Raw genomic sequence first — 25,172 nt, 5'->3', positions numbered from 1 at the left:
GTGAGCATCGCCGTGTCAGGGCCGCGATGGTTGGGCTGCGCTCCTGCGCTCGCTTGTGCAGCGCAGCGCACCCGCTGGCCCGCACCCCACACCGCGTACGGAAAAAGGAACTGGCCCGGCGCCGAGTATCGCCCGGCGGTAGCCCTTGCCACCGGCACACCTACCCGCTGCCGGTCACACACTCCCGCGGCCAGCGGCGCGCACCCACCATCGGCCTCACAATCACCCCCGCGGGTCGGCGTTCGGATCGGCGGGCTCGGTCGCGGCCGGTCCCGCGTCGCTGCCGGGCGAGGGCGACGCGGCGGGGCCGGCCGCCCCCTCACCGCTATCCTGCGTCGCACCCGCGCCCGGCCCCGGCGCAGGGGCCTCCGGCTCGGCGCTCGAATCCGGCGTCGCCTGCGTCGCCTCGTCCGTGGCCGCGCCCGCGGCGGGCGCGCTGCCCTCGGGCGGCGTCAGCTTGTCGTCCTGCCAGGCGCCCTCGGCCACCCGGCCCGAGGCATAGCGCATTGTGCCCTGGCCCTGCCGCTTTCCGCCCACGAAATGCCCGGTGTAGACGTCGCCGTTGGTGTAGGTCGCGGTGCCCTCGCCGTCGATCTCGCCGTCCTTCCAGCCGCCCTCGTAGCGGAACCCGTCCTTGGTGATCAGCACGCCCTGCCCCTCGCGCTGGCCGTCGACGAAGCTGCCGGTGTAGGCGGTGCCGTCCACGTAGCTGGCCTGCCCCTCGCCGTGGCGTTTGCCGTCCTTCCAGGCGCCGTTGTAGAGATAGCCGTCCGGGTTGCTCATCCGGCCCTGGCCCTCGTTGCGCCCGGCGCGGAAGCCGCCCTCGTAGACCAGCCCGTTGGCGTAAAGCGCCTTGCCCTGCCCCTCGATCGCGCCGGCGACCCAGTCGCCCTCGTAGCTGGCGCCGTCGGGGTAGGTGATCTTGCCCTTGCCGTCCGGCTGGTCGGCCTTGAGCGTGCCCTCGTAGACCGAGCCGTCGGGGTACTGGATGCGGCCCTGCCCCTCCATCCGGCCGTCCACCCAGCCGCCCTGGTAGACATAGCCGTCGCGGCCGCTGAACACGCCCTCGCCGTGCCGCTTGTCGGCGCGGAAGCCTCCCTCGTAGAGGTCACCGTCGGCGTATTCCGCCCGGCCCTGCCCCTCGCGGCGGTTGGCGACCATGGTGCCGTCGTAGATGTCGCCGTTGGCCTGCACCAGCCGGCCGCGGCCCGACATCTGCCCGGCCGCCCAGCCGCCCTCGTAGACAAGCCCGTCGGGCATGGTGAGCTTGCCCTGCCCGGCACGCAGGTCGCCCAGCATCCCGCCCTCGTAGACCGAGCCGTCGGGATAGGTGATCTTGCCCGTCCCCTCCTTGGCGCCGTCCACCCAGTCGCCGTCGTAGCGATAGCCGGTGGACTGCACGAGCAGCCCCTTGCCGTGGTGCAGCGCCTTGCGGAACCCGCCCTCGTAGGTCGAGCCGTTGGCATAGACGGCCTTGCCCTGCCCGGTGATCTCGCCGTCGAGCCAGTCGCCCTCGTAGGTGCCGCCGTCGGCATAGGTGATCTTGCCGCGCCCGTTCGGCTTGCCCTTGGCAAAGGCGCCCTCGTAGACCGAGCCGTTGGGATAGACCGCGCGGCCCTGGCCCAGGATCTCGCCGTCCACCCAGTCGCCCTCGTAGCGGTAGCCGGAGGGGAGCGTGTAGCTGCCGCGCCCGTGCTGGCGGCCGTTGCGGAAGGTGCCCTCGTACACGCCGCCGTCGTCGTAGGTCTTGGTGACGACCGCGGCGTCCTGCGCGGTGGCGGGGGCCGGGACCTGGCCCAGCGACAGCCCGGCGGCCAGCGCCGCGGCGATCAGTGCAGGTTTCATCGCCCTTTGCCCTTGCTGCTCGCGGGTCTGGCGCCCGCCGTCCCTGCGGGATGTAACCGAAAGGGCGGCTGGACGCAAAGGCCGGGCGCGGTGCGGACGGCGCGGCCGGACGCCTCCGGCGGGGGTATCCGGGCCAGAAAAGATGCAGGGATGCGGGACACTCCGGCCGGGCTTTCGCTCGGCCGGCGCCCGACCTAGTCTCGCGCCGAGAATTGAGGGACCCGCCGATGACCGACCGTTTCCGCCTGACCATGGGCCAGCTCAACGCCACCGTGGGCGACCTGGCGGGCAACGCCGCCAAGGCGCGCGCAGCCTTCGCCGCCGCGCGCGCGGCGGGCGCCGACATGCTGGCGCTGCCCGAGATGTTCATCACCGGCTACCAGACCCAGGACCTGGTGCTGAAGCCCGCCTTCCTGCGCGACGCCATGGCGGCGGTCGAGCGTCTTGCCGCCGACTGCGCCGACGGCCCCGCGCTCGGCATCGGCGGCCCGTGGGTCGAGGGCGAGAAGCTCTACAACTGCTACCTGATCCTGCAGGGCGGCCGGATCACCGCGCGGATCACCAAGCACGAGCTGCCCCACAAGCAGCTTTTCGACGAGCTGCGGCTGTTCGATCCCGGCCCGATCAGCGGGCCCTATGTGGTGAACGGGGTCCGCATCGGCTCGCCCATCTGCGAGGATGCGTGGTGGCAGCCGGTGACCGAGACGCTGGCCGAGACCGGGGCCGAGATCCTCATCGTGCCGAACGGCAGCCCCTATCACCGCGACAAGCTGGACCTGCGGATGGGCCACATGGTGGCCCGCGTGCACGAGAGCGGGCTGCCCTTGGCCTATGTCAACATGGTCGGCGGGCAGGACGATCAGGTCTATGACGGCGCGTCCTTCGTGCTGAACCCCGGCGGGCACAAGGTCGTGCAGATGGCCCCCTTCGACGAGGGGCTGGTCCATGTCGATTTCACCCGCACCGCCGAGGGCTGGCGGGCCGAGCGCGGCGAGATGATCCCCCAGCCCGATGCGTGGGAACAGGACTACCGCGCGATCTGCGTGGGCCTCGGGGATTACCTGCGGAAGTCGGGCTTCTCGAAGGTGCTGTTGGGCTTGTCGGGCGGGATCGATTCGGCGCTGGTCGCCACCATCGCCGCCGACACGCTGGGGCCCGAGAACGTGCGCGGGGTGCGGATGCCCTCGGAATACTCGAGCCAGCATTCGCTGGACGACGCCGAGGATCTGGCCCGCCGGCTCGGCATCCGCATGGACACGATCCCGATCGACGGTCCCCGCGCCGCCGTCTCGGACGCGCTCGCCGGGGTGATGGCCGGCACCCGCCCCGACGTGACCGAGGAGAACGTCCAGTCCCGCCTGCGCGGGCTGCTGCTCATGGCGATCTCGAACAAGTTCGGCGAGCTTCTGCTGACCACCGGCAACAAGTCCGAGGTCGCGGTCGGCTATGCCACCATCTACGGCGACATGGCGGGGGGCTATAACCCCTTGAAAGACCTCTACAAGACCCGCGTGTTCGAGACCTGCCGCTGGCGCAACGCCAACCACCGCCCGTGGATGGCGGCGCCCGCGGGCGAGGTCATCCCGCCCGGCGTCATCACCAAGCCGCCCTCGGCCGAGCTGCGCCCCGACCAGAAGGACGAGGATTCGCTGCCGCCCTATCCGGTGCTCGATTCGATCCTCACCGGGCTGATCGAGCGCGACCGCTCGGTGGCCGACCTCGTGGCCGAGGGCCACGACCGCGACACGGTGAAGAAGGTCGAGCGGCTGATCTACATCAGCGAGTGGAAACGCTATCAGGCCGCGCCCGGGCCGCGGGTCTCGCCGCGCGCCTTCTGGCTCGACCGGCGCTATCCGCTGGTCAACCGCTGGCGCGACGAGAGCTAGCGCGCCGCGTCGAAGATCATCCGGCGGGCGGGGCCTGCAAGCTCCAGCCCGCCCTTGACCGGATCGGCGCGGGTGACCTGCGCCAGCGCGGCCAGGAACGCCGCCTCGCCCCCCTCGATGAGGCAGGCGCGGCGGGTGGTGGCGATGGGGGCGAGATCGACCGCAGGCCAGTCGGCGCGGTTGGTGGTGTGATAGAGGTTGCACGGCCCCTGCCCCGACACCGCCTGCCCGGCGATGGTCAGATCGGCGGTCCCCGCGATCGGCACCCCGACGATTTCCCTCAGCGTATAGGTGCCGTCGAACCCGGCGCCCGCCCCGCCGCCTCCCGCGACCCCGCCGCCCGCGCAGGCGGCGAGCACGGCGAGGGCCAGGGGCGCCAGCACGACCGGGTGGGACACGAGTTGTTGGGTGAGACGCATGGGGCAGGCTCCGCTGACTGGCGCCACGGTGCCCCGGCCGGGCCGCGCTGTCACGACGCAACTGCGTGATTTCGCGTGATGAAAGACCCCCGCGGCCGGGCCACGGGGGTCTTTCTGATCCTTCGGCTTTCGCTGTCGCCGGACCGGCGTGTCCCCGAACGGTCGGGAGACCTCGCGGCCCGCCGGACGCGCCCTTACAGCGCGCCTTCGCGCTGGGCCTTTTTACGGGCCAGCTTGCGGGCACGGCGCACGGCCTCGGCCTTTTCACGGGCCTTCTTGACCGACGGCTTCTCGAAATGCTGCTTCAGCTTCATTTCGCGGAAGACCCCTTCGCGCTGAAGTTTCTTCTTCAGGGCACGAAGCGCCTGTTCGACGTTGTTGTCGCGAACGCTCACCTGCATGTGGTTGTCACCACCTTCCTAGGTTAGAGTTGATCGAATTGCAGGACCGGGGCGCCTTAGCGCAGCCGGTCGCCCTTGTCCACCCTGAGGAGCCTTGCCCATGCAAGACGACCGCGACCGGCTGCTCGACGCGGCGCTGACCCATGTCCCGTTCGAGGGGATGAACGACCGCGCGCTGATCGCCGGCGCCCGCGACATCGGCATGGCGCCGGAACTGGCCCGGGTGCATTTCCCCTGCGGCGGGGCGGCGCTGGCCGCGGCCTATCACCGCCGCGCGGACGCCGCACTGGCGGCAGCGCTGGCCGCGCACCCGCCGCAGGGCCGCATCCGCGACCGGATCGCGGCGGCGATGCGCCAACGCCTCGAGCTTGCCGACCCCGAACTGGTGCGCGCCGGGGCCGCGGTCCTGTCGCTGCCGCCGAACGCGCCGCTCGGCGCCCGGCTGGTGTGGGAGACGGCGGACACGATCTGGACCGGGCTCGGCGATCCGTCCGAGGACGTGAACTGGTGGACCAAGCGCGCCACGCTCGCCTCGGTCTGGGGGGCGGTGGTGCTCTACTGGCTGGGCGACAGCTCGGAAGGCAACCTCGACACCGCGGCCTTCATCGACCGCCGCATCGACGGGGTGATGCGGTTCGAGAAGCTCAAGGCCGGGGTCCGCAAGCTGCCGGGGGTGGGGGCGATGACCGACCTCGCCACCGGCTGGATCAGGAAACCCGCGCCGCAGCCGGCGCCCGGCTACCGCGCCGAGACCCCGCGGGGTGACGCATGAGCCTCCCGCACGAGATGGACGTGGTGGCCATCGCCCAGCCGGGCGGGCCGGGGGTGCTCGACCTCCGCCGCCGGCCGGTGCCGGCGCCGGGGCAGGGGCAGATCCTGATCCGCGTGGCCTATGCCGGGGTGAACCGGCCCGACGTGCTGCAGCGCATGGGCGCCTATGCCCCGCCGCCCGGCGCCTCGGACCTTCCGGGGCTCGAATGTTCGGGCCATGTCGCGGCCATCGGTCCCGGCGTGACCCGCTGGGCGGTGGGGGACGCGGTCTGTGCGCTGCTGCCGGGCGGCGGCTACGCCGAATACGCGCTGACCGCCGCCGACCACGCCCTGCCGGTGCCCGAGGGGCTGGGCCTGGCCGAGGCCGCCTGCCTGCCCGAGACCTGCTTCACCGTCTGGTCCAACGTCGTCATGCGCGGCGGGCTGCGGGCGGGCGAGCGGTTCTTCGTCCACGGCGGCTCGTCGGGGATCGGCACCACCGCGATCCAGATCGCCCGCGCCCTCGGCGCCCGCGTCTGGGCCACCGCCGGATCGGCCGAGAAATGCGCCGCCTGCGCGACGCTCGGCGCCACCGCCATCAACTACCGCGAGGCGGATTTCGTCCAGGTCCTCGCGGCCGAGGGCGGGGCCGACCTTATCCTCGACATGGTGGGCGGCGACTACATCGCCCGCGACCTCAAGGCGCTGGCCGACGACGGGCGGCTGGTGTTCATCGCCTTCCTCGGCGGCCCCAAGGCCGAGATCAACTTCGCCCCGCTGATGACGCGCCGGCTGACCATCACCGGCTCGACGCTCCGCCCGCAGTCCGACCTTGCCAAGGCGGGGATCGCGGCCGAGCTGGCCCGGCACGTCTGGCCGATGGTCGCCGCAGGGCAGCTGCGCCCGGTGATGGACCGCGAGTTCCCGCTCGCCGATGCCGAGGCCGCCCACCGCCGGATGGAGGGCGGCGACCACATCGGCAAGATCGTGCTCAAGGTGGCCGGATAAGCTGACAGCACGGCGGCCGTCCTCAGGCGCCGCCGTGCCGCCTCGGGCTGGACCCAAATATCCCCGCCAGAGGCTCCCGCCCGCTCAGCCGGGCGCCTCCATCAGCATCGGCGCGCGGCAGTCGCGCCGCGAATCGGGGGCGCAGGCGCGGGGCTGAAGGTCGCGGGTCAGGCAGATGCGCACCTCGTCCACCCGCCCGCCGTCGCAGGTCACGGTGATCCCGTCGCGCCCCATCGCCGGGTTCACGGCGATGAACGCATCCTCGACCACCGGCGCGGGCAGGCGCACGTCGCGCGGCAGCATCCGGAACACCGGCGGGATCGTCACCGCCGCCGCCGCATCGCGCACCGCCTGATAATAGCCCTGCGCCGACAGGCCCGAGCAGCGCCCGTGCTTCTGCCACTGGTACCAGGCGAGCCCGCCCGACCCCATCACATCCGCCATCGCCTGGCTTTCGCGGCGCGAGGGGTCGCGCTCGGGCGTGGCGCAATTGGCGGGCCAGCCGCGCTCGTACTGCGGCCAGAGCCCGTGGACGACGAAGCCGGTCCGGCGGCGCGGGTCGCATTGCGGCTCGTTCCGGCCCTGGCCGTCGGTCGCGCACCACGAGGGCGACCAGCTGAGCGCGAGGACGTAATAGTCGAACCGCCCCGCCACATCGCCCGCGTGGGCGGCGGGCGCGGTCAGGACGGGCGCGGTCAGGGCGGCAACAGCGGCCAAGGCCGCCGCGGCGAGGGGGAAACGGGCGTTCATCCCGTCAGCCTAGGCGGGGCGGGGGCGTTGAAAAAGGGGGTTCAATCCGCCGCCGTGAAATCCTATATGGGACGGCAATTCCCCCGAGATTGAGGAATGGCCGCGACCCCGGCACCCGGGCGGGCCGCCCCGGTTTCCCGGTCGATGGTTATTGCGAAGGAGCAACCGATGAACAAGCCGCTGATGGCCAAGGCCACCGCCGTCTGGCTGGTCGACAACACCACCCTCAGCTTCAAGCAGATCGCGGATTTCTGCGGGATGCACGAGCTCGAGGTCCAGGGCATCGCCGACGGCGACGTGGCGGCGGGCGTCAAAGGCTTCGACCCGGTCGCCTCGAACCAGCTCGACGAGGGCGAGATCGAGAAGGGCCAGAAGGACCCGGCCTACAAGCTCAAGCTCAAGCACAACCCCGCCGCCGAAGGCGAGGAAAAGCGCCGCGGCCCGCGCTATACGCCGCTCTCGAAGCGTCAGGACCGCCCGGCCGCGATCCTGTGGCTGGTCAAGTTCCACCCGGAACTGACCGACGCGCAGATCAGCCGCCTCGTCGGAACCACCAAGCCGACCATCGCCGCGATCCGCGACCGCAGCCACTGGAACATCCAGAACATCCAGCCGATCGACCCGGTCGCGCTCGGCCTCTGCCGGCAGTCGGAACTCGACGCGGCGGTGCAGAAGGCCGCGAAGTCCAAGCCCGAGGTCATGTCCGACGACGAGCGGCGCAAGCTCGTCTCGACCGAATCGAGCCTCGGGATGACCGAAGAGCCGCGCCTGCCCTCGTCCATCGCCGGGCTCGAGAACTTCACCCTCACCCGCGACGACAAGCCCGAGCCGTCGGTCGATGCCGACAGCTTCTTCAACCTGCCCGAAGGCGACGACGCGGGCGAGGACGACGAGGACGAGGACGGCCGCCGCTGAGGTCGAAGCCGCGCGAGGCTACCCCTCCGGCGGCAGCGCGGCCACCAGCGCATAGACCAGGTCCAGCGCCTCGCGCGGCGAGAGCGCGTCGGGGCTGACTTCGCGCAGCCGCGCCTCGACCACCGAGGGCGCCGCGCGCACCGGCGCGGCGGCCGGCGGCGGGGCCGCGGCGAACAGCGGCAGGTCGTCGATCAGCGCGGCGGGGCGTCCCTTCCCCTCGCGCGCGCCTGATTCGAGCGCCGCGAGGATCGCCCGCGCCCGCTCCACCACCGAGGCGGGCAGCCCCGCCAGCCGCGCCACCTGCACCCCGTAGCTGCGGTCGGCGGCGCCACGCACGACCTCGTGCAGGAATACCACCTCGCCGTCCCACTCGCGCACCGCCACGGTGGCGTTCTCGACCCCCGGCAGCCGCGCCGCCGCCTGCGTCAGCTCGTGGTAGTGGGTGGCGAACAGCGCCCGGCAGCGGTTCTGCGCGTGCAGATGCTCGAGCACCGCCCAGGCGATCGACAGCCCGTCCCAGGTCGCCGTGCCGCGGCCGATCTCGTCCAGGATCACCAGCGCGCCGGCGTCGGCCTGATTGAGGATCGCCGCCGTCTCGACCATCTCGACCATGAAGGTCGAACGTCCACGCGCGAGGTCATCCGCCGCACCCACGCGGCTAAAAAGCTGCGTCACCAGCCCGATCCGCGCCCGCGCCGCGGGGACGAAGGCGCCCGCCTGCGCCAGCACCGCGATCAGCGCGTTCTGCCGCAGGAAGGTCGATTTCCCCGCCATGTTCGGCCCGGTCAGCAGCCAGATCGCCGGGGTCTCGCCCGCGGTCAGCGCGCAGTCGTTGGCCACGAAGGGCTCGCCCTTGCGGCGCAGGGCGCGCTCGACCACCGGATGCCGCCCCGCCTCGACCTCGAAGGCGCGGCTGTCCTCGACCACCGGCCGGGTCCAGCCCTCGCCCGTCGCCAGATCGGCCCAGGCGGCGGTCACGTCGATCTCGGCCAAGGCCCGCGCCGTCACCCCGATCCGCCCCGCCTCGCCCAGCACCGCGCCGACCAGACGGGCGAAGATGCCGCGCTCGATCTCGAGCGCCCGGTCGCGGGCGTTGAGGATGCGGGTCTCCAGCTCCGACAGCTCGACCGTGGTGAAGCGGATCTGGTTCGCGGTGGTCTGGCGGTGGATGAAGCGGGCGTTGAGCGGCGGGGCCAGCATCCGCTCGGCATGGGTGGTGGTGGTCTCGATGAAATAGCCCAGCACGTTGTTGTGCTTGATCTTCAGGCTGGCGATGCCGGTCTCGGCGGCATAGTCGGCCTGCATCCGGCCGATCACGCCGCGGCCCTCGTCGCGCAGGGCGCGCGTCTCGTCCAGATCGGCGTCGAACCCCGGCGCCACGAAGCCGCCGTCGCGGGCGAGCAGCGGCGGCTCGGCCACCAGCGCCGCGTCAAGCAGCGCCACCAGCGCCTCGTGCCCGCCCAGATCACCCGCCGCGGCGTCGAGCGCGGGGTCCCCTGCGCCCGGGATGTCGGCGATCCGCGCCGCCGCCGCCAGCCCCGCCCGGATCGCGCCCAGATCGCGCGGCCCGCCGCGGTCGAGCGCCAGCCGCGAGAGCGCCCGGTCGAGGTCGGGCACCGCCGACAGCGCCGCCCGCAGCGCCTCGGCACGGCCGGGATCGTCGGCCAGCGTCGCCACCGCGGCGTGGCGGCGCCGGATCTCGGCCAGATCGCGCGAGGGCGCGGACAACCGCCGCTCGAGCAGCCGCGCGCCGGCGGCCGTCACCGTCCGGTCCACCGCGGCCAGCAGCGAGCCCTCGCGCCCGCCCGACAGCGCCTGCGTCAGTTCGAGGTTGCGGCGGGTGGCGGCGTCGATCGCCATCGTCCCGGCGCCGCTTTCGCGCACCGGCGGGGCCAGCCGCGGCATCCGCCCGCGCTGCGTGAGGTCGAGGTAATCCGCGATCGCCCCCAGCGCCGCCAGCTCGGCCCGGGTGAACTGGCCGAAGCCGTCGAGCGTCTCGACCCCGTACAGCGCCGTCAGCCGACGCACGGCAGCGGTCGAATCGAAGCTGCCGGGCGCAAGCTCGGTCAGCGCCGCCCCGGCCTCGCGGGCGATCTCGTCCAGCCCCGAGCCCTCGACGGCCAGCAGCTCGCGCGGGGCGTGGCGGGCAAGCTCCGGCCCCAGCCGCGCGGGCGCGCAGGGCGCGACCCGCAGCGCCCCGGTCGAGATGTCCGCCCAGGCCAGCGCCGCCTCGTCGCGGACCACGGCGAAGGCGGCGAGGAAATTGTGCCGCCGCGCCTCGAGCAGCGAGTCCTCGGTCAGCGTGCCGGGCGTGACCAGCCGCACCACGTCGCGCGCCACCACCGACTTCGAGCCGCGCTTCTTCGCCTCGGCCGGGTCCTCCATCTGCTCGGCGATCGCGACGCGGAAGCCCTTGCGGATCAGCGTCAGCAGATAGCTTTCGGCGGCGTGCACCGGCACCCCGCACATCGGGATGGGCTTGCCCTCATGCGTGCCCCGCGCGGTCAGCGCGATGTCCAGCGCCGCCGCCGCCGCCACGGCGTCGTCGAAGAACATTTCGTAGAAATCGCCCATGCGATAGAACAAGAGCGCGCCCGGATGCTGGGCGCGGATCGCCAGATACTGCGCCATCATCGGGGTCGGCTGGTCGGTCATCGGGGCGTCCGGGGCGGCTGGGTGGGGTTTCACCGCTTCTAGTGCCGCGCCGGGGCAAGGGAAACCGAGTGGCGTCGTTCCGGCCCAAATACCCGGCAGCACCCGCCCGCCGCGCGGCGCTGTAGACAGAGGCGCCCCGCCCTGCCACCACTCATCCACCATCCGCGAAGTGAGGAGGCTTCCCGATGACCCCGACGAAACTCGCCCTGACGCTGGCGGCGGCGCTCGCCGCCGGCCCCGCCCTCGCCGTCTGCCCGCCGCCGCCGGTGGTGGCGGATGCGGCGCACGGCTGGCTGAACGGCCAGCGGGTGGGCGACCTGCATCTCAACAGCATGGCCGACGCCGGCTGCGCCTACGCCACCTACCGCGCCACGCTGGCGGGCGCGATGGGCAAGCCGGTCGGCTGGAAGGTCGGCTTCACCTCGAAACCCGCGCAAGAGAAGTTCGGCGTCACCGCCCCCGTCGCGGGCCAGCTGTTCGCCGACATGATCAAGACGGACGGCGCCGCGGTCTCGATGAAGGGCTCGCGCGCGCCGTTCTTCGAGGCCGACCTGATCGTGACCGTCAAGGACGCCGCGATCAACAGCGCCAAGACGCGCGAGGAGGCCGCGGCCGCGCTGGACGAGGTGGTGCCGTTCATCGAGCTGCCCGACATGGCGCTGACCAGGGGGCTCGCGCCGACCGGCCTGCTGATGGCGGCCTATGGGGTGATGCCGTGGCGCGGGGTCGAGGGGACGGGCGTCAAGATCGCCGATCTCGCGGACCCGGTCGCCGACCTCGCGGCGCTGACCGTGGACCTCAAGGAAGGCGGCAAGACCGTGGCCGAGGGCAAGGGCGAGATGCTGCTCGGCCACCCCCTGGACGTGGTGCTGTGGCTGGTCGGCCAGGGGGTGACGCTGGCGCCCGGCGACGCGATTTCGCTCGGGTCGCTCTCGGCGCTGACGCCGGCGAAGCCGGGGCAGTCGCTCAGCGCCGACTACAGCGTCGGCGGCAAGACCATGCACGTCGCGGCGACGCTGACTGACTGACGGTCGCGGACTGAGGCGCCCTACAGCACCCGCTGCAGGAACGCCTGCGTGCGCGGATCGCGCGGCGCGGAAAAGATCAGCTCCGGCGGCCCTTCCTCGACGATGCGGCCGCCGTCCATGAACACCACCCGGTCGGCGATCTCGCGCGCGAACTGCATCTCGTGGGTGACGACCACCATCGTCTGTCCGCCCTCGGCCACGCGCCGCATCAGGGCCAGCACCTCGCCCACCCACTCGGGGTCGAGCGCCGAGGTCGGCTCGTCCAGCAGCATCAGGTCGGCCTCGAGCGCCATGGCGCGGGCGATGCCCACACGCTGCTGCTGGCCGCCCGACAGCGCCGAGGGATAGGCGTCGCCGCGGTCGCCCAGGCCGATGTCGCGCAGGATCGCGTCGGCGCGCGCCTCGGCCTCGTCGCGCGGGACGCCGCGGACCACGACCAGCCCCTCGGCGATGTTCTGGCGCGCGGTGCGGTTGGCAAACAGCGCATAGCTCTGGAACACGAACGAGGTGCGGCGACGCAGGGCGAGGATCTCGGGGCGGCGCGCGGTGGCGGCGTCGAGGGTCAGCCCGCCGACCGACACCTGCCCCGCGGTGGCGCGCTCGAGAAAGTTCCAGCAGCGCAGGAGCGTGGACTTGCCGGTGCCCGACGGCCCGATCACCGCCACGCACTCGCCGGGCGCCACGCTCAGCGTGATGCCGTTGAGCACCGGGCCGGCGCCGAAGTGCTTGACCAGCCCGGTGACGGCGGCGGCGGGCTGCGGCGCGCCGCTCATGCCCGGACCCCCCGGCCCAGCCGGACCTCGAGCGCCTTCTGCACCCGGCTCAGCGCCTCGACGATGACCCAATAGATCACCGCGACGGTCAGGAACGCCTCGAGATAGCGAAAGCTGCCCGCGGCCTCTTTCTGCGCCGCGCCCATCATCTCGGTCACGCCGAGGGTGAAGGCGAGCGAGGTCGATTTCAGGATGTCCACGAAATAGTTGATCAGCGTCGGCGCCGCGACCCGGGCCGCCTGCGGCAGGATGATCCGGCGCATGGTCTGAACCTCGGTCATGCCGACCGAGCGCGCGGCCTCCCACTGGTCGCGGGCGACGCCGAGGATCGCGCCGCGCAGGCTCTCGGCCATGTAGGCCGAGAAGTGCAGCGTCAGGCCCAGCATTGCCGCGGTGATCCCGTCGATGCGGGTGAAGAAGGCCACCGCCTGCGGCAGCCCGTAGTAAAACAGGAACAGCTGCACGAGCAGCGGGGTGCCGCGGAAGAAGCTGATGAACACCCCCGCAACCTGATGCGCCACCGGGACGCGCAGCACCCGGATCACCGCGAGGATCGACGACAGGACCAGCGCCCCCGCCATCGATCCCGCCGCCATCGCCACGGTCAGCGGCACATAGCCGAGGATGACCGGGAACAGCCCTGCCATGTAGCCGAGGTCGATCACCCGGTCCGGTCCGTCAGTTGGTCGCCGCCGGAGCGGTCCCCGCCGCCGGGGCCGGGGCCGGGGTGGCAGCCGGCGCTGCAGCCGGGGCCGCCTCGGCGGCGGGCGCCACCGCGTCGCCCTCGGCCGGGGCCACGGCGTTGTCGGCGCCGGTCGCGGGGCGGGTGATGTCGGTGCCGAACCATTTTTCGCTGATTTCGGTGAGCGTCCCGTCCGCCGCCAGCGCCTCGAGCGCGCCGTCCACCTTGTCGCGCATCGCCCGCCCGGCCTCGTCGCTGCGGAACGGCAGGGCGTTGCGGATCTCGCTGAAGGGGGCGCCGGCGAGTTGCAGCGGCAGCCCGCTTTCGCGGATCAGCTGGACCGAGCTCACCCGGTCCATCACGAACGCATCGACCCGGCCCAGCGCGGTTTCCTGCGCGATGTTGCCCTCGTAGGTCTTGATCTCGATGTCGGCCGCGTCGGGCCGCTCGCGCATCAGCTGCTCGTAGTTCGAGCCGAGGTCCACCGCGACGGTCTTGCCCGCCAGGCTCTCGACCCCGGTCACCGCGTCGTTGCCCTTGCGGGTCACGACCTGCGCGCCGTCATAGACATAGGGCCGGGTGAAGGTGAAGCGCGCCTCGCGCTCGGGGGTGATGGTGATCTGGTTTGCGATCGTGTCGATCCGCCCCGAATCGAGCGCCCCGACCAGCCCCGAGAATCCCATCGTCACGAACTCGACCGTGTCGCCGGTGCGGGCGCCGACGGCGTTCAGCACGTCCACCTCGAACCCCTGCAGCTGGTTGTTGCGGGTGAAGGTGAAGGGGAAATACTGGCCCGACATCCCCACGCGGATCGTCTCGGCCGAGGCCGTGCCAGCCAGCAGCACCAGGATCGCCGTGGCCGCTTTCAGGGATTTGATCATGCTGTGGTCCTCTGTCTCGCGCGGCCGGCCGCGCAGTCTCTTGCGTTGCCTGTCTGTTACCGCAAACTGTCAGGCAGCGACAGGCCTTCCGCGCCGTCGGCGTTCGAGAGGACCGGATAGCATTTGCCGACGCCCCCGCCGCCGCAGTAAGCGGAAGCCAGCATCAGGGGGGACCACCATGACCGAAAGCCACGGCAGCACGCGCGCCCGCATCACGCCCGAGGAGGCGCTCGCCTATCACCTCGAGCCGCGGCCGGGAAAGTTCGACGTGGTGCCCTCGACGCCCATGGCGACCCAGCGCGACCTGTCGCTGGCCTATTCCCCCGGCGTCGCCGTCCCGGTTGAGGCGATCGCGGCCCGCCCCGAGACCGCCTATGACTACACCACCAAGGGCAACCTCGTGGCCGTCATCTCGAACGGCACGGCGATCCTCGGCCTCGGCAACCTCGGCGCGCTCGCCTCGAAGCCGGTGATGGAGGGCAAGGCGGTGCTCTTCAAGCGCTTCGCCGACGTCAACGCCATCGACATCGAACTGGACACCGAGGACCCCGACGAGATCATCCAGGCGGTGCGGCTGATGGGCCCCACCTTCGGCGGCATCAACCTCGAGGACATCAAGGCGCCCGAGTGCTTCATCATCGAAAGCCGCCTCAAGGAGCTGATGGACATCCCGGTGTTCCATGACGACCAGCACGGGACGGCGGTGATCTGTGCGGCGGGGCTGATCAACGCGCTGGAAATCTCGGGCAAGCGGATCGAGGACTGCAAGATCGTGCTCAACGGCGCGGGCGCGGCGGGGATCGCCTGCCTCGAGCTGATCAAGGCGATGGGGGCGCGGCCCGAGAACTGCATCATGGCCGACACCAAGGGCGTGGTCTACCAGGGCCGCACCGAGGGCATGAACCAGTGGAAATCCGCCCACGCCGCGGTGACCGAGGCGCGGACGCTGGCCGATGCGATGGTCGGCTGCGACGTGTTCCTGGGCGTCTCGGCCAAGGGGGCGGTGACGCCCGAGATGGTGCGCTCGATGGCCCCGAACCCGGTCATCTTCGCCATGGCCAACCCCGACCCCGAGATCACCCCCGAGGAAGCCCACGCCGTCCGCCCCGACGCCATCGTGGCCACGGGTCGGTCGGATTATCCCAACCAGGTCAACAACGTGCTGGGGTTCCCCTATCTCTTCCGCGGGGCGCTGGACATCCATGCCCGCGCGATCAACGACGAGATGAAGATCGCCTGCGCCGAGGCGCTGGCCCGGCTCGCGCGCGAGGACGTGCCCGATGAGGTGGCGATGGCCTATGGCCGCAAGCTGACCTTCGGGCGCGACTACATCATCCCGACGCCCTTCGACCCGCGGCTGATCCACGTCATCCCGCCCGCCGTCGCCAAGGCCGGGATGGACACCGGCGTCGCCCGCCGCCCGATCATCGACATGGAGGCCTATGAGCAGACGCTGCGCCAGCGCATGGACCCCACGGCGGCGATGGTGCAGTCGATCCACGCCCGCGCCCGGCGCAGCCAGTCGCGGATGATCTTCGCCGAGGGCGACGACCCGCGCGTCCTGCGCGCCGCCGTGGCCTGGCAGCGCGGCGGCTTTGGCCGGGCGCTGGTCGTGGGCCGCGACGGCGACGTCGCCGAGAAGCTGACCGCCGCCGGCCTCGCCGACGCGGTGGCCGAGATCGAGGTGGTGAGCGCCGCCAAGACCCCGCATCTGCGCGCCTATCACGAGACGCTCTATGCCCGCCTGCAGCGCAAGGGGGTGGACCGCGAGGACGCCTTCAAGCTCGCCAACCGCGACCGCCACATCTTCGCCGCGCTGATGCTGGCGCACGGGCACGGCGACGGGCTGGTGACCGGGGCCACGCGCAAGAACGCCCATGTGCTGGCCCAGATCGGCCATGTCTTCGACGTCCGCCCGCAGGACGGGGCGGTGGGCATCACCGCGGTGCTGCACAAGGGCCGGATCGTGCTGATCGGGGACACGCTGGTCCACGAATGGCCCGAGGCCGAGGATCTCGCGCTCATCGCCACCCGCGGCGCGCAGGTCGCCCGCGGCCTGGGGATGGAGCCGCGGGTCGCGTTCCTATCGTTCTCGAACTTCGGCTATCCGCTGTCGGAACGCGCCATCAAGATGGCCGAGGCGCCCAAGGTGCTCGACCGCATGGGCGTGGACTTCGAGTATGAGGGCGAGATGACGGTGGACGTCGCCCTGAACCCCGAGCAGGCGGCGAAATACCCGTTCTCGCGGCTGACCGGCCAGGCCAACGTGCTGGTGGTGCCGGCGCGGCACTCGGCGTCGATCTCGGTCAAGCTCTTGCAGGAGATGGCGGGCGCGATGGTGATCGGGCCGATCCTCACGGGCGTGCCGAAGCCGATCCAGATCCTGTCCACCAGCTCGACCGTCAACGACATCCTGCACATGGCGGCCATCGCCGCGGGCGGGCTGTCGGTGCGCTGAGCCTCAGGCGCGCCGAGGCCGGGGACCTAGCGCAGCCACGGCTTCGCCGGGTCCTCGGCCGCCAGTTCGCGCAACGCCTCGATGTCATCGATATGGGCGACGGCGGCCTCGATCCGCACGCCATGCTGGCGCAGCCGGGCGAAGGCGCGCGACAGGCTTTCGGGCTTCATCCCCAGGCGCCCGGCGATCAGCGTCTTGTTGTAGGGCAGCGCCACGGTGCAGGCCCCGTCGCCGGCGGCGAGGTCCAGCAGGAACTCGGCCACCCGCTGCACGCCCGAGCGCGCCTTCAGGTGCTCGACCTGCTCGACGAGCTGCTGCAGGTGGACATAGGTCGCCGCCAGCATCGAGGTCGCCAGCGTCGCATCGCTCTCGAGCAGGTGGCGCAGCCGTACCCCGTCCAGCCGCAAGAGCCGCGCCGGGGTGATCGCCTCGGCCGAGACCGGGTAGATGCCGCCCTTGAGCGCCACCGCCTCGCCGAAGCTGCGGCCGCGGGTCATCACGCTCACCACCGCCTCGGCCCCCGAGGGCGCCACGCGGTAAAGCTTCACCCAGCCGTCGAGCAGGATGAACACCGCCGCCGCCGGATCGTCCTGCAGGAACAGCGTCTGCCCCGTCTCGGCGGTCAGCACCACAGCGCCGTCCAGAAGCTTGTCCTGCACCGGAGGCCCGAGCCGCGCGAGCAGGGGGGACTGGCGGGCGGTCTGCTGGTCGGCGGGGGTCATGCAATGCTCCTGACGCAGGCGCGACGTGCGGGCCAGTGCATCTGCTACGCAAGCCCGGCCGGGGTTGCAACCGCCCGGGCAGGCGGTGCGGCGGCGGCAGGTCGGGCGGTCGGCGGGCGTGGTATACCAGCCCTTGCGCCCGGTCGCCGGTCTGGCCAATCTGGCCGCGACCCGCCGTTCCCCCCGAGAGGCCCGTGCCATGACCACCCCGACCCTGCCCCGGCCGCTGAATCTCATCGCGGGCGACTGGGTTCCGGCGCGGTCGGGCGCGCGCATGGCGGTCGTCTCACCCCGCGACGGGCAGGGCTTCGCCGAGATCGCGGACTCGGACGCGGCCGACATCGACGCCGCCGTGGCCGCGGCCCGCGCGGCGCTCGAGACCGGCGAATGGAGCCGCCTCAGCGCGGCCGAGCGGGGCCGGCTGCTCATGCGCTACGCCGCCGCGATCCTGGCCGACGCCGACGCGCTCGCCGCGATCGAGACGCGCGACAACGGCAAGCCGCTGGCGCAGGCGCGCGCCGACATGGTGCTGACGGCGCGGTATTTCGAATATTACGGCGGCGCCGCCGACAAGGTGCATGGCGAGGTGATCCCGTTCCAGCCCGGCACCACGGTCGCCGTGACCCGCGGCCCGCATGGCGTCACCGGCCATATCGTGCCCTGGAACTACCCCGCCCAGATCTATGGCCGCTCGGTCGGGGCGGCACTGGCGATGGGCAACGCCTGCGTCCTGAAACCGGCGGAGGATGCGTGCCTCTCGATCCTCCGGCTGGCCGAGATCGCGCAGGGCATCCTGCCCCCCGGCGCGCTCAACGTCGTGACCGGGCGCGGCGAGGTGGCGGGCAAGGCGCTCTCCGAACACCCGGGCGTCGACTTCCTCAGCTTCACCGGCTCGCCCGAAGTGGGCCAGATGATCCAGATCGCCGCGGCCAGGAACTTCATCGGCTGCACGCTGGAGCTGGGCGGCAAGTCGCCGCAGATCGTCTTTGCCGACGCCGATCTGGACGCCGCCCTGCCGGTGCTCGCCAACGCCATCATCCAGAACGGCGGGCAGACCTGCTCGGCCGGCTCGCGGGTGCTGATCGAGCGCCCGATCTGGGACGACCTGACCGCCCGCCTCGCCGAGCGGTTCCGCGGGGTCGAGGCGTCCGACGCCCCCGACGCCATCCTCGGCCCGCTGATCTCGGCCCGCCAGAAGGCGCGGGTGGAACGCTACATCGCCGAGGCCGGCGCGCCGGAACTCGCCCGCGGCCGGGTCGCCGGCAACGCGCCGTCCGAGGGGTTCTACGTCCCGCCCGTCCTCTTCGGCCCGGTCGATCCCCAAAGCCCCCTCGCCCAAGAGGAAATCTTCGGCCCCGTCCTCTGCGCCATCCCCTTCGACACCGAGGCCGAGGCGATCGCCATCGCCAACGGCACCGACTACGGCCTCGTCGCCGGGATCTGGACCCGCGACGGCGCCCGCCAGGCGCGCGTCGCCAACGCCATGCGCTGCGGGCAGGTGTTCATCAACGGCTACGGCGCCGGCGGCGGGGTGGAACTGCCCTTCGGCGGCATCCGCAAGTCCGGCCACGGCCGCGAAAAGGGGTTCGAGGCGCTCTACGAGTTTTCCACGATCAAGACGATCGTGAACCATCACGGCTGAAGGGGGAGACGCCATGAGACTGCAGGGCAAGACGGCGCTGGTGACCGGCGCGGCATCCGGCTTCGGCCGCGGCATCGCCGAGACCTTCGCGCGCGAGGGCGCCCGCGTCGCCATCGTGGACCTGAACGCCGAGGGCGCGCGCGAGGTCGCGGGTGCCATCGGCGGCGCCGCCATCGCGCTGACCTGCGACGTCTCGAAGGCCGAGGACGTGAACCGCGCGGTCGAGGACACCCGCGCGGCCTTCGGCGGGCTCGACATCGTGGTGAACAACGCCGGCTGGACCAACCCCAACCGCCCGCTGATGGAGACGGACGAGGCCACCTTCCGCAAGATCTACGACATCAACGTGCTGTCGATCTTCCACATGGTGAAGGCGATGGTGCCGCACTGGCGGGCCGAGGGTGGGGGCGTGATGATCAACATCGGCTCGACCGCCGGCATCCGGCCGCGGCCGGGGCTGACGTGGTACAACTCGTCGAAGGGCGCGGTGAACCTGATGAGCCGCAGCCTCGCGGCCGAGCTTGCGCCCGACAACATCCGGGTCAACTGCATCGCCCCGGTGATGGGGGCGACGGCGCTGCTCGAACAGTTCATGGGGGTGCCGGACGCGCCCGAGAACCGGGCGAAGTTCGTGGCCACGATCCCACTGGGGCGGATGTCCACGCCCCGCGACATCGCCAACGCGGCCCTCTATCTCGCGTCCGACGAGGCGGATTTCATCACCGGCGTCGTGCTCGAGGTGGACGGCGGGCGGACCATCTGAGGGCCGCCCCGCGCAGGCGTCACGACAGGAAGAACCGCACCATCTCGGCGCTGGCGTCCGGCCCCCTGGGGTCGGCATAGCTGCCGCGCGGATCGCCGCCCGACCAGGCGTGGCCGAGTCCATCGACGACCCAGTGCTCGGCCATCACCCGGTCTTCGGCATCGCCGAGCCGCGTGACCCGCCAGGGCCGCCCGGTCAGCCCGTGCGCGGCGGTCTCGGTCGCGCCGCGCAGCCCGGCGCGGGCGGCGGAGAGCACCGCCTCGCCGTTCGCCGGCGCCACGGTCGCGTCGGCGCTGCCGTGAAAGGCGATGGTCCGCGCCCGGATCGGCCGGGCCGCGCCGCGCGCCCCCTTCATCGCGGCAAAGGCCCCGGCCATGTCCTGCGCCGCGCCCGCGGGCAGGCCCGAGTGGACGCCGACCGCCGCAAAGACCTCGGGATGCGCCGCCCCCAGGATCGCCGCCATCGCGCCCCCGGCCGAGAGCCCCGCGGCGAACACCCGCCCCTCGGGCACGCCATGCTCACGCGCCACGCGGGACGCCAGCGCCGCGAGCAGCGCGGCCTCGCCCCCCTGCTGGTCGCCGGGGCGGAACCAGTTCCAGCAGAGCTGCGGGTTGTCGCCGCGCCCCTGCTCGGGGACGAGAAGGATCAGCCCGGCGCGCTCGGCCTCGGCGATCATCCGGGTGCCGGTGACGAAATCCTCGGGGTTCTGGGTGCAGCCGTGCAGCAGCAGGACCAGCCCGGAAGGCGGGGCGGGGTTCGCCGGCAGGTACAGCCGATAATCCCGCGCCCCCTCGGCCGAGGCCCAGTGTAGCCGCTGCCAGCGCCCGCCCTCGGGGTGCTCGGGGTCGGCGGCATCGCCCCCGGGCAACCCGCCCGGCAGCGGCAGCCGCCCCACCCCCTCGCGCAACCGCGCCACCACCTCGCCCAGCCGCCCGCGCAACCCGAACGGCCGCGGCCCGCCGGGTGCCGCGCCCCCCTCGGGCTGGACGGAAATATCCCCGCCGGAGGCATCCGGCGCCGCCACCCGCGCGCCCCGGTCGGCCTTGGGCGCCGCCCCGGGCGAGACCCGGCGCGCCGTCCCCTCGATCACCGCGCCCCCCGGCGTGGGCGCCGCGTCGCCGCCGGGCGCCGGGGTCAGGCCCAGCACGCCCTGGATGGTCCGGGTCGCCCCGGCCGGATCGCCCTTGCGGGTCTGTTCCAGCGCGCGGCGCATGGCATCGGCAAAACTCTGGTCCATGAAAGCGGTCCTTTCGGGAAAATCTCAGCGGGTGCGGTCGCGCAGCGCGGCCTTGACGGCGGCGGGGGCCTGCAACGCCCCCAGCACGGTGATCGAGCCGATCGCCGCCCGCGCCAGCTCGGGCGACACATCGGCGGCGATGCGGGCAAGGCCCACGACGCGGATATGCAGCGGCCCTGAGGCCGCGGCGGCCTCGAGCTCGGCGCGGGTGATCTCGCGCAGCCCCAGGTCGAGGCTGTGGCGCGCGATGGACCGCGCCACGGCGTCGTTCTGCGCGGTCAGCTGGTTGCGGATCGCGGTGCGGATGAAGTCGCTGCGGTTGGCATAGAACCCCTCCTGCACCAGCAGGTCGATGCGGCCCAGATCGACATGGCCGAGGTTCAGGGTGATCTTCTCGTTGTCCCGTTCCATGCCGAATCCATCCAGGCACCATCCGTATGGATGTAACATGGATGCTGCACCGCAGCATGACAAGGGCCACGGCCACGGCTCAACAAAGATCAGCCGATGCGGGGCACGCGACGGTGCGCCTCACGCCGCCGGCGCGGCCCCGACCAGCATCCCGCGCTGCACCGCCGGGCGGGCAAGGAACCGCTCGACCCACGCGCCCACACGGGCGAACTCGTCCAGCCGCAGCAGCTTGCCCGCCTTGTAGCCCGTTGCGAGGGTGTTCACCCACGGCGCGATGGCGATGTCGGCGATGGAGTATTCGCCGGTGATCCACTCCCGCCCGTCGAGCTGCCGGTCGAGCACGCCCAGCAGCCGCCGGCTTTCGGCCACGTAGCGGTCGCGCGGGCGCTTGTCCTCGATCTCGCGGCCCTTGTAGGCGTGGAAGAACCCGAGCTGCCCGAACATCGGCCCGACGCCGCCCATCTGGAACATCAGCCATTGCAGCGTCTGATAGCGCGCCGCCCCCGCCGCGGGCAGGAAGCGCCCGGTCTTGTCGGCCAGCCAGATCAGGATGGCGCCCGACTCCCACAGCCCCATCGGGGCGCCGTCCGGCCCGTCCGGGTCGAGCATCGCCGGGATCTTGTTGTTGGGGTTGAGCGACAGGAACTCGGGCGTCATCTGGTCGGCGGCCTCGCCGATGTCGATCCGGTGCGCGTCATAGTCGAGCCCGCATTCCTCGAGCATGATCGACGCCTTGACGCCGTTCGGGGTGTTCAGCGTGTAAAGCTGGATCACGCCCGCGCGCTTCGGCGGCCAGCGCCGCGTGACGGGAAATCCCCCGAGGTCGTCAAACATCAGTCAATCCTCTTGCCTTAATTGCCGCTGAGGGCCGTTTGTGCTAGCGGCGGGGCCATGCGCTGGCGGCGAGCCGGCATCCAACATCAAGGGATGGCCCCCCCATGCTTAAAGAGTTTCGCGACTTCATCGCCAAAGGCAATGTCATGGACATGGCCGTCGGCATCATCATCGGCGCGGCCTTCACCGCCATCGTGACCTCGCTCGTCGGCGACATCATCAACCCGCTGCTCAGCATCATCACCGGCAACACCGACTTCTCGGCCAACTACATCGTGCTGCGCGGCACCGCCCCCGAGGGCGCCTCGCTCGAGGCCGCGAAAGAGGCCGGGGCGACGGTCTGGGCCTATGGCTCGTTCATCACCGCGGTCATCAACTTCCTGATCATCGCCTTCGTCGTGTTCCTGCTCGTGAAGGGCGTGAACAAGATCAAGGAAACCGCGATGCGCAAGGAAGAGGCGCAGGCTTCGGCGGCGGGCCCCTCGCAAGAGGCGCTGCTGGCCGAGATCCGCGACCTGCTGGCCGCCCAGCGCGGCGGGGTGGCGGTCGACCCGACGCTCGGCGCGCCGCGCCAGTACTGAGCGCAGCCCGCCTCGCCTGACCCGACACGGCCCCCGCACGGGGGCCGTTTTCGTTTCGGTTTTCGTTTCGGGCGGTCAGAGGCCCAGCAGCGCCTCGGGCGTCACCGCCTCGAGCCCCAGCGCCTCACCCACCGGCGGCGACGCGAGCCGCCCTTCGTGCGTCGCCAGCCCCGCCCGCAGATGCGCGTCGTCGGTGGCTGCCTGCCGCCAGCCCTTGTCGGCCAGCGCCACGACGAACGGCAGCGTGGCATTGCCCAGCGCCTGCGTCGCGGTGCGCGCCACCGCGCCGGGCATGTTGGCCACGCAGTAGTGCATGACGCCGTCCACCTCGTAGATCGGGTCCTGATGGGTGGTCGGGCGCGAGGTCTCGAAGCAGCCGCCCTGGTCGATGGCCACGTCCACCAGCGCCGCGCCGGGCAGCATGGTGGCGAGCTGGTCGCGCCGCACCAGCTTGGGTGCCGCGGCCCCCGGGATCAGCACCGCGCCGATCACCATGTCGGCGGTGGTGAGCAGGTCGGCGATGGCGGCCTCGCTGGAATACTGGGTGGTCAGCTTGCCCATGAAGATGTCGTCGAGATAGCTGAGCCGCGGCACCGAGCGGTCGAGAACGGTGACGTTCGCCCCCATCCCCACCGCCACCCGCGCCGCCGCCGTGCCCACCACGCCGCCGCCGATGATGACCACGCGCGCCGGCCGCACGCCGGGCACCCCGCCCAGCAGCACGCCGCGCCCGCCGTTCGCCTTCTGCAGCGTCCAGGCGCCGACCTGCGGGGCGAGCCGCCCGGCGACCTCGGACATCGGCGCCAGCAGCGGCAGCCCGCCGTGGCGGTCGGTCACCGTCTCATAGGCGATCGCGGTCACGCCCGAGCCGAGCAGGTCGCGGGTCTGGTCGGGGTCCGGCGCGAGGTGCAGATAGGTGAAGAGCACCTGCCCGGCGCGCAACATCGCCCGCTCGGTGGCCTGCGGTTCCTTCACCTTCACGATCATGTCGGCGTCCGCGAACACCGCCGCGGCGTCGGGGGCGATCTCGGCACCGGCGGCGCGATAGGCCTCGTCGGCGAAGCCCGCGCCGGTGCCCGCGCCCTCCTGCACCAGCACGGCGTGGCCATGCGCGACCAGCTCGCGCGCGGCGTCAGGGGTCAGGCCGACGCGGTATTCCTGCGGCTTGACCTCGGTGGGGCATCCGATCTTCATCGCGTCCTCCGTGCGAGTCGTCTGGAGGCGATGCTGACACCCTTCCCGCGCAAGATACCGTCTTTTCTGCGGCCGGCGGACGGGGTAGCGTCACGCAATCTTGCGCGGATCGCTTTCTACAGGAAGGTTTCTTTCATGGCCGAGGCTCTCGACGCAACCGATCGGCGCATCCTTGCGGTGCTGCAGAAGGAAGGCCGGATTTCCAACGCCGACCTCGCGCAGCGGGTGAACCTCTCGGCCAGCGCCTGCCACCGGCGCGTCCAGCGGCTCGAGGAAAGCGGCTTCATCGCAGGCTACGTGGCGCTCCTCGACCCCCGCAGCCTCGGCCGCACCACCACGGTCTTCGTCGAGATTACCCTGTCCGGTCAGGGGGATGCGACGCTCGAGGCGTTCGAGCGCGCGGTCCGCACCATCCCCGACGTGCTCGAATGCCACCTGATGGCGGGCTCGGCGGACTACCTGCTCAAGGTGCTGGCCGAGGACACCGACGACTTCGCCCGCATCCACCGCCAGCACCTCGCCCGCCTGCCGGGGGTGGCGCAGATGCAGTCGTCCTTCGCGCTGCGGATCGTCCAGCAGACCACGGCGCTGCCGTTGTGAAAACCGTGCAGCGTTCGTCTGATGTTCGTGCGATGTTCATGCACAGTTCATGCGAACGCCTTGACTAACAGCGGGGTCCGACCCAACGTATCTCAAACGAGATACATGCGTGCGAAAGGTGCCGCGATGCCCCGTCAGTCGACCATGCTGCACGTTCGCGTCGACGAGCGGCTCAAGGCCGAGGCCAGCGCGACGCTTGCGGCGGTCGGGCTGAGTGTCTCGGATGCCGTACGGATCATGCTGACCCGCGTGGTCAGCGAGGGCGGGCTGCCCGCGGGGCTGGCCACCGATCCGGCCGCCTATGACGCCTGGTTCCGCACCAAGGTGCAGGAGGCGCTGGACGATCCACGACCCGCGCTGCCCCACGATGGGGTGATGGCCGAGACAGACGACCTCATCGCACGCAAGCGTCGTGCCGCCGGTTGAGTGGTCGCTGGCCGCCCGGGCTGACCTGATCAGGATCGTGGATTACGTCTCGGACCACAGCCTGCCGGCGGCCGAGGCCCTGCGCGATGCGCTGCGCGCCAAGATCGACCGCCTGCCCGAGCGGCCCCGGGCCTATCGCAAGGGTCGCGTGGCAGGCACCCGCGAGATGGTGGTGGGCCGTCACTATGTCGTCGTCTACCGCGAGACGCCGCAGGCGATCCGCATCCTGCGCGTGCTGCACACCTCGCGGCGATGGCCGTGAGTGCCCACCCCGCCTCTTCTTCCCTGCCCAGATATCCCGGCCCGGCGGG

General features: G+C 71.8%; 24 protein-coding genes and 1 pseudogene. 12 read left to right on the top strand and 13 right to left on the bottom strand.

Annotated features, from left to right (window positions below):
• Positions 1-222: 222 nt before the first annotated feature.
• Complete coding sequence (locus HGN31_RS08705; RefSeq protein WP_168782955.1) at positions 223-1,845, bottom strand: MORN repeat-containing protein; 1,623 nt, start codon at positions 1,843-1,845, stop codon at positions 223-225.
• Between the two features lie 227 nt (positions 1,846-2,072).
• On the opposite strand from HGN31_RS08705, the gene HGN31_RS08700 reads away from it, so the two are divergent.
• A complete protein-coding gene (locus tag HGN31_RS08700; RefSeq protein WP_036734514.1) occupies positions 2,073-3,731 on the top strand; it encodes an NAD+ synthase in 1,659 nt (552 codons plus the stop codon).
• On the opposite strand, the gene HGN31_RS08695 is transcribed toward HGN31_RS08700, so the two are convergent.
• Both HGN31_RS08695 and rpsU read right to left on the bottom strand, forming a co-directional pair.
• Positions 3,728-4,150, bottom strand: coding sequence for an META domain-containing protein (locus HGN31_RS08695; RefSeq protein ID WP_168782954.1), 423 nt, complete (start codon positions 4,148-4,150; stop codon positions 3,728-3,730). The two genes, HGN31_RS08700 and HGN31_RS08695, sit on opposite strands and share 4 nt — an antisense overlap.
• Positions 4,151-4,344: 194 nt before the next feature.
• Positions 4,345-4,551: a 30S ribosomal protein S21 gene (rpsU, locus tag HGN31_RS08690; RefSeq protein ID WP_011748553.1), complete on the bottom strand. Its 207-nt coding sequence runs from the start codon at positions 4,549-4,551 to the stop codon at positions 4,345-4,347.
• 100 nt (positions 4,552-4,651) lie between these two features.
• On the opposite strand from rpsU, the gene HGN31_RS08685 reads away from it, so the two are divergent.
• Together HGN31_RS08685 and HGN31_RS08680 are read left to right on the top strand one after the other, a co-directional pair.
• On the top strand, positions 4,652-5,323 hold the full coding sequence (locus tag HGN31_RS08685; RefSeq protein WP_168782953.1) for a COQ9 family protein: 672 nt from the start codon (positions 4,652-4,654) through the stop codon (positions 5,321-5,323).
• Positions 5,320-6,309 (top strand): NAD(P)H-quinone oxidoreductase, encoded by a 990-nt coding sequence (locus HGN31_RS08680; protein WP_168782952.1) that lies wholly within the window; start codon positions 5,320-5,322, stop codon positions 6,307-6,309. Before HGN31_RS08685 ends, HGN31_RS08680 begins: the two co-directional genes overlap by 4 nt.
• Before the next feature lie 84 nt (positions 6,310-6,393).
• Here HGN31_RS08680 and HGN31_RS08675 read toward each other — a convergent pair whose 3' ends face one another.
• Complete coding sequence (locus HGN31_RS08675) at positions 6,394-7,059, bottom strand: ribonuclease T2 family protein (protein WP_168782951.1); 666 nt, start codon at positions 7,057-7,059, stop codon at positions 6,394-6,396.
• Positions 7,060-7,227: 168 nt separating this feature from the next.
• Here HGN31_RS08675 and HGN31_RS08670 point away from each other — a divergent pair, with 168 nt between their 5' ends.
• Entirely contained in the window at positions 7,228-7,974 is a 747-nt protein-coding gene (locus HGN31_RS08670; RefSeq protein WP_036703010.1) for a DUF1013 domain-containing protein, read from the top strand.
• An 18-nt stretch (positions 7,975-7,992) separates the two neighbouring features.
• Here the strand turns inward: HGN31_RS08670 and mutS are convergent, their stop codons facing one another.
• Positions 7,993-10,629 carry a DNA mismatch repair protein MutS gene (mutS, locus tag HGN31_RS08665; protein ID WP_168782950.1) on the bottom strand — a complete coding sequence of 879 codons (2,637 nt, stop codon included), beginning with the start codon at positions 10,627-10,629 and terminating at the stop codon, positions 7,993-7,995.
• A 185-nt stretch (positions 10,630-10,814) separates the two neighbouring features.
• On the opposite strand from mutS, the gene HGN31_RS08660 reads away from it, so the two are divergent.
• On the top strand, positions 10,815-11,657 hold the full coding sequence (locus HGN31_RS08660; protein ID WP_036710361.1) for a 2-keto-4-pentenoate hydratase: 843 nt from the start codon (positions 10,815-10,817) through the stop codon (positions 11,655-11,657).
• Positions 11,658-11,677: 20 nt separating this feature from the next.
• On the opposite strand, the gene HGN31_RS08655 is transcribed toward HGN31_RS08660, so the two are convergent.
• From HGN31_RS08655 to HGN31_RS08640, 3 genes and pseudogenes are all read right to left on the bottom strand, one after another.
• Positions 11,678-12,430 (bottom strand): amino acid ABC transporter ATP-binding protein, encoded by a 753-nt coding sequence (locus tag HGN31_RS08655; protein WP_168782949.1) that lies wholly within the window; start codon positions 12,428-12,430, stop codon positions 11,678-11,680.
• Positions 12,427-13,077, bottom strand: coding sequence for an amino acid ABC transporter permease (locus HGN31_RS08650; RefSeq protein WP_168783876.1), 651 nt, complete (start codon positions 13,075-13,077; stop codon positions 12,427-12,429). Before HGN31_RS08650 ends, HGN31_RS08655 begins: the two co-directional genes overlap by 4 nt.
• Before the next feature lie 178 nt (positions 13,078-13,255).
• A pseudogene (locus HGN31_RS08640) lies at positions 13,256-13,993 on the bottom strand (amino acid ABC transporter substrate-binding protein); the annotation flags it as partial.
• A gap of 178 nt (positions 13,994-14,171) precedes the next feature.
• Between HGN31_RS08640 and HGN31_RS08635 the strand changes: the two are divergent.
• Positions 14,172-16,451: an NADP-dependent malic enzyme gene (locus tag HGN31_RS08635; RefSeq protein WP_168782948.1), complete on the top strand. Its 2,280-nt coding sequence runs from the start codon at positions 14,172-14,174 to the stop codon at positions 16,449-16,451.
• A gap of 26 nt (positions 16,452-16,477) precedes the next feature.
• Here HGN31_RS08635 and HGN31_RS08630 read toward each other — a convergent pair whose 3' ends face one another.
• On the bottom strand, positions 16,478-17,173 hold the full coding sequence (locus HGN31_RS08630; protein ID WP_036734501.1) for a Crp/Fnr family transcriptional regulator: 696 nt from the start codon (positions 17,171-17,173) through the stop codon (positions 16,478-16,480).
• 199 nt (positions 17,174-17,372) lie between these two features.
• On the opposite strand from HGN31_RS08630, the gene HGN31_RS08625 reads away from it, so the two are divergent.
• On the top strand, positions 17,373-18,815 hold the full coding sequence (locus HGN31_RS08625; protein WP_168782947.1) for an aldehyde dehydrogenase family protein: 1,443 nt from the start codon (positions 17,373-17,375) through the stop codon (positions 18,813-18,815).
• A gap of 13 nt (positions 18,816-18,828) precedes the next feature.
• Positions 18,829-19,578 carry an SDR family oxidoreductase gene (locus HGN31_RS08620; protein WP_168782946.1) on the top strand — a complete coding sequence of 250 codons (750 nt, stop codon included), beginning with the start codon at positions 18,829-18,831 and terminating at the stop codon, positions 19,576-19,578.
• A gap of 19 nt (positions 19,579-19,597) precedes the next feature.
• On the opposite strand, the gene HGN31_RS08615 is transcribed toward HGN31_RS08620, so the two are convergent.
• The 3 genes from HGN31_RS08615 to HGN31_RS08605 form a co-directional block, all read right to left on the bottom strand.
• Positions 19,598-20,815: an extracellular catalytic domain type 1 short-chain-length polyhydroxyalkanoate depolymerase gene (locus tag HGN31_RS08615; protein WP_168782945.1), complete on the bottom strand. Its 1,218-nt coding sequence runs from the start codon at positions 20,813-20,815 to the stop codon at positions 19,598-19,600.
• Between the two features lie 24 nt (positions 20,816-20,839).
• Positions 20,840-21,226, bottom strand: a complete 387-nt coding sequence (locus tag HGN31_RS08610) for a CopG family transcriptional regulator (RefSeq protein WP_168782944.1) — start codon at positions 21,224-21,226, stop codon at positions 20,840-20,842.
• Between the two features lie 120 nt (positions 21,227-21,346).
• Positions 21,347-22,060, bottom strand: coding sequence for a glutathione S-transferase C-terminal domain-containing protein (locus HGN31_RS08605; protein ID WP_168782943.1), 714 nt, complete (start codon positions 22,058-22,060; stop codon positions 21,347-21,349).
• Between the two features lie 104 nt (positions 22,061-22,164).
• Between HGN31_RS08605 and mscL the strand changes: the two genes are divergently transcribed.
• Positions 22,165-22,641 (top strand): large conductance mechanosensitive channel protein MscL, encoded by a 477-nt coding sequence (gene mscL, locus HGN31_RS08600; RefSeq protein WP_052171927.1) that lies wholly within the window; start codon positions 22,165-22,167, stop codon positions 22,639-22,641.
• 75 nt (positions 22,642-22,716) lie between these two features.
• Here the strand turns inward: mscL and ald are convergent, their stop codons facing one another.
• The gene (gene ald, locus HGN31_RS08595) at positions 22,717-23,835 is read right to left on the bottom strand and encodes an alanine dehydrogenase (RefSeq protein WP_168782942.1); all 1,119 of its coding nucleotides are present in this window, start codon (positions 23,833-23,835) and stop codon (positions 22,717-22,719) included.
• A gap of 135 nt (positions 23,836-23,970) precedes the next feature.
• On the opposite strand from ald, the gene HGN31_RS08590 reads away from it, so the two are divergent.
• The 3 genes from HGN31_RS08590 to HGN31_RS08580 all read left to right on the top strand — a co-directional run bounded on the left by HGN31_RS08590 (position 23,971) and on the right by HGN31_RS08580 (position 25,123).
• Complete coding sequence (locus HGN31_RS08590; RefSeq protein ID WP_036703609.1) at positions 23,971-24,435, top strand: Lrp/AsnC family transcriptional regulator; 465 nt, start codon at positions 23,971-23,973, stop codon at positions 24,433-24,435.
• 126 nt (positions 24,436-24,561) lie between these two features.
• Positions 24,562-24,861 carry a type II toxin-antitoxin system RelB family antitoxin gene (gene relB, locus HGN31_RS08585; protein WP_036734747.1) on the top strand — a complete coding sequence of 100 codons (300 nt, stop codon included), beginning with the start codon at positions 24,562-24,564 and terminating at the stop codon, positions 24,859-24,861.
• Positions 24,848-25,123: a type II toxin-antitoxin system RelE/ParE family toxin gene (locus HGN31_RS08580; protein ID WP_168782941.1), complete on the top strand. Its 276-nt coding sequence runs from the start codon at positions 24,848-24,850 to the stop codon at positions 25,121-25,123. Before relB ends, HGN31_RS08580 begins: the two co-directional genes overlap by 14 nt.
• Positions 25,124-25,172 lie beyond the last annotated feature (49 nt).

Source organism: Paracoccus sanguinis, assembly GCF_012689545.1.
Classification (GTDB): domain Bacteria; phylum Pseudomonadota; class Alphaproteobacteria; order Rhodobacterales; family Rhodobacteraceae; genus Paracoccus; species Paracoccus panacisoli.
The sequence above is the reverse complement of the archived record's forward strand: the minus strand, read 5'-3'. Positions and strand labels throughout refer to the sequence as shown.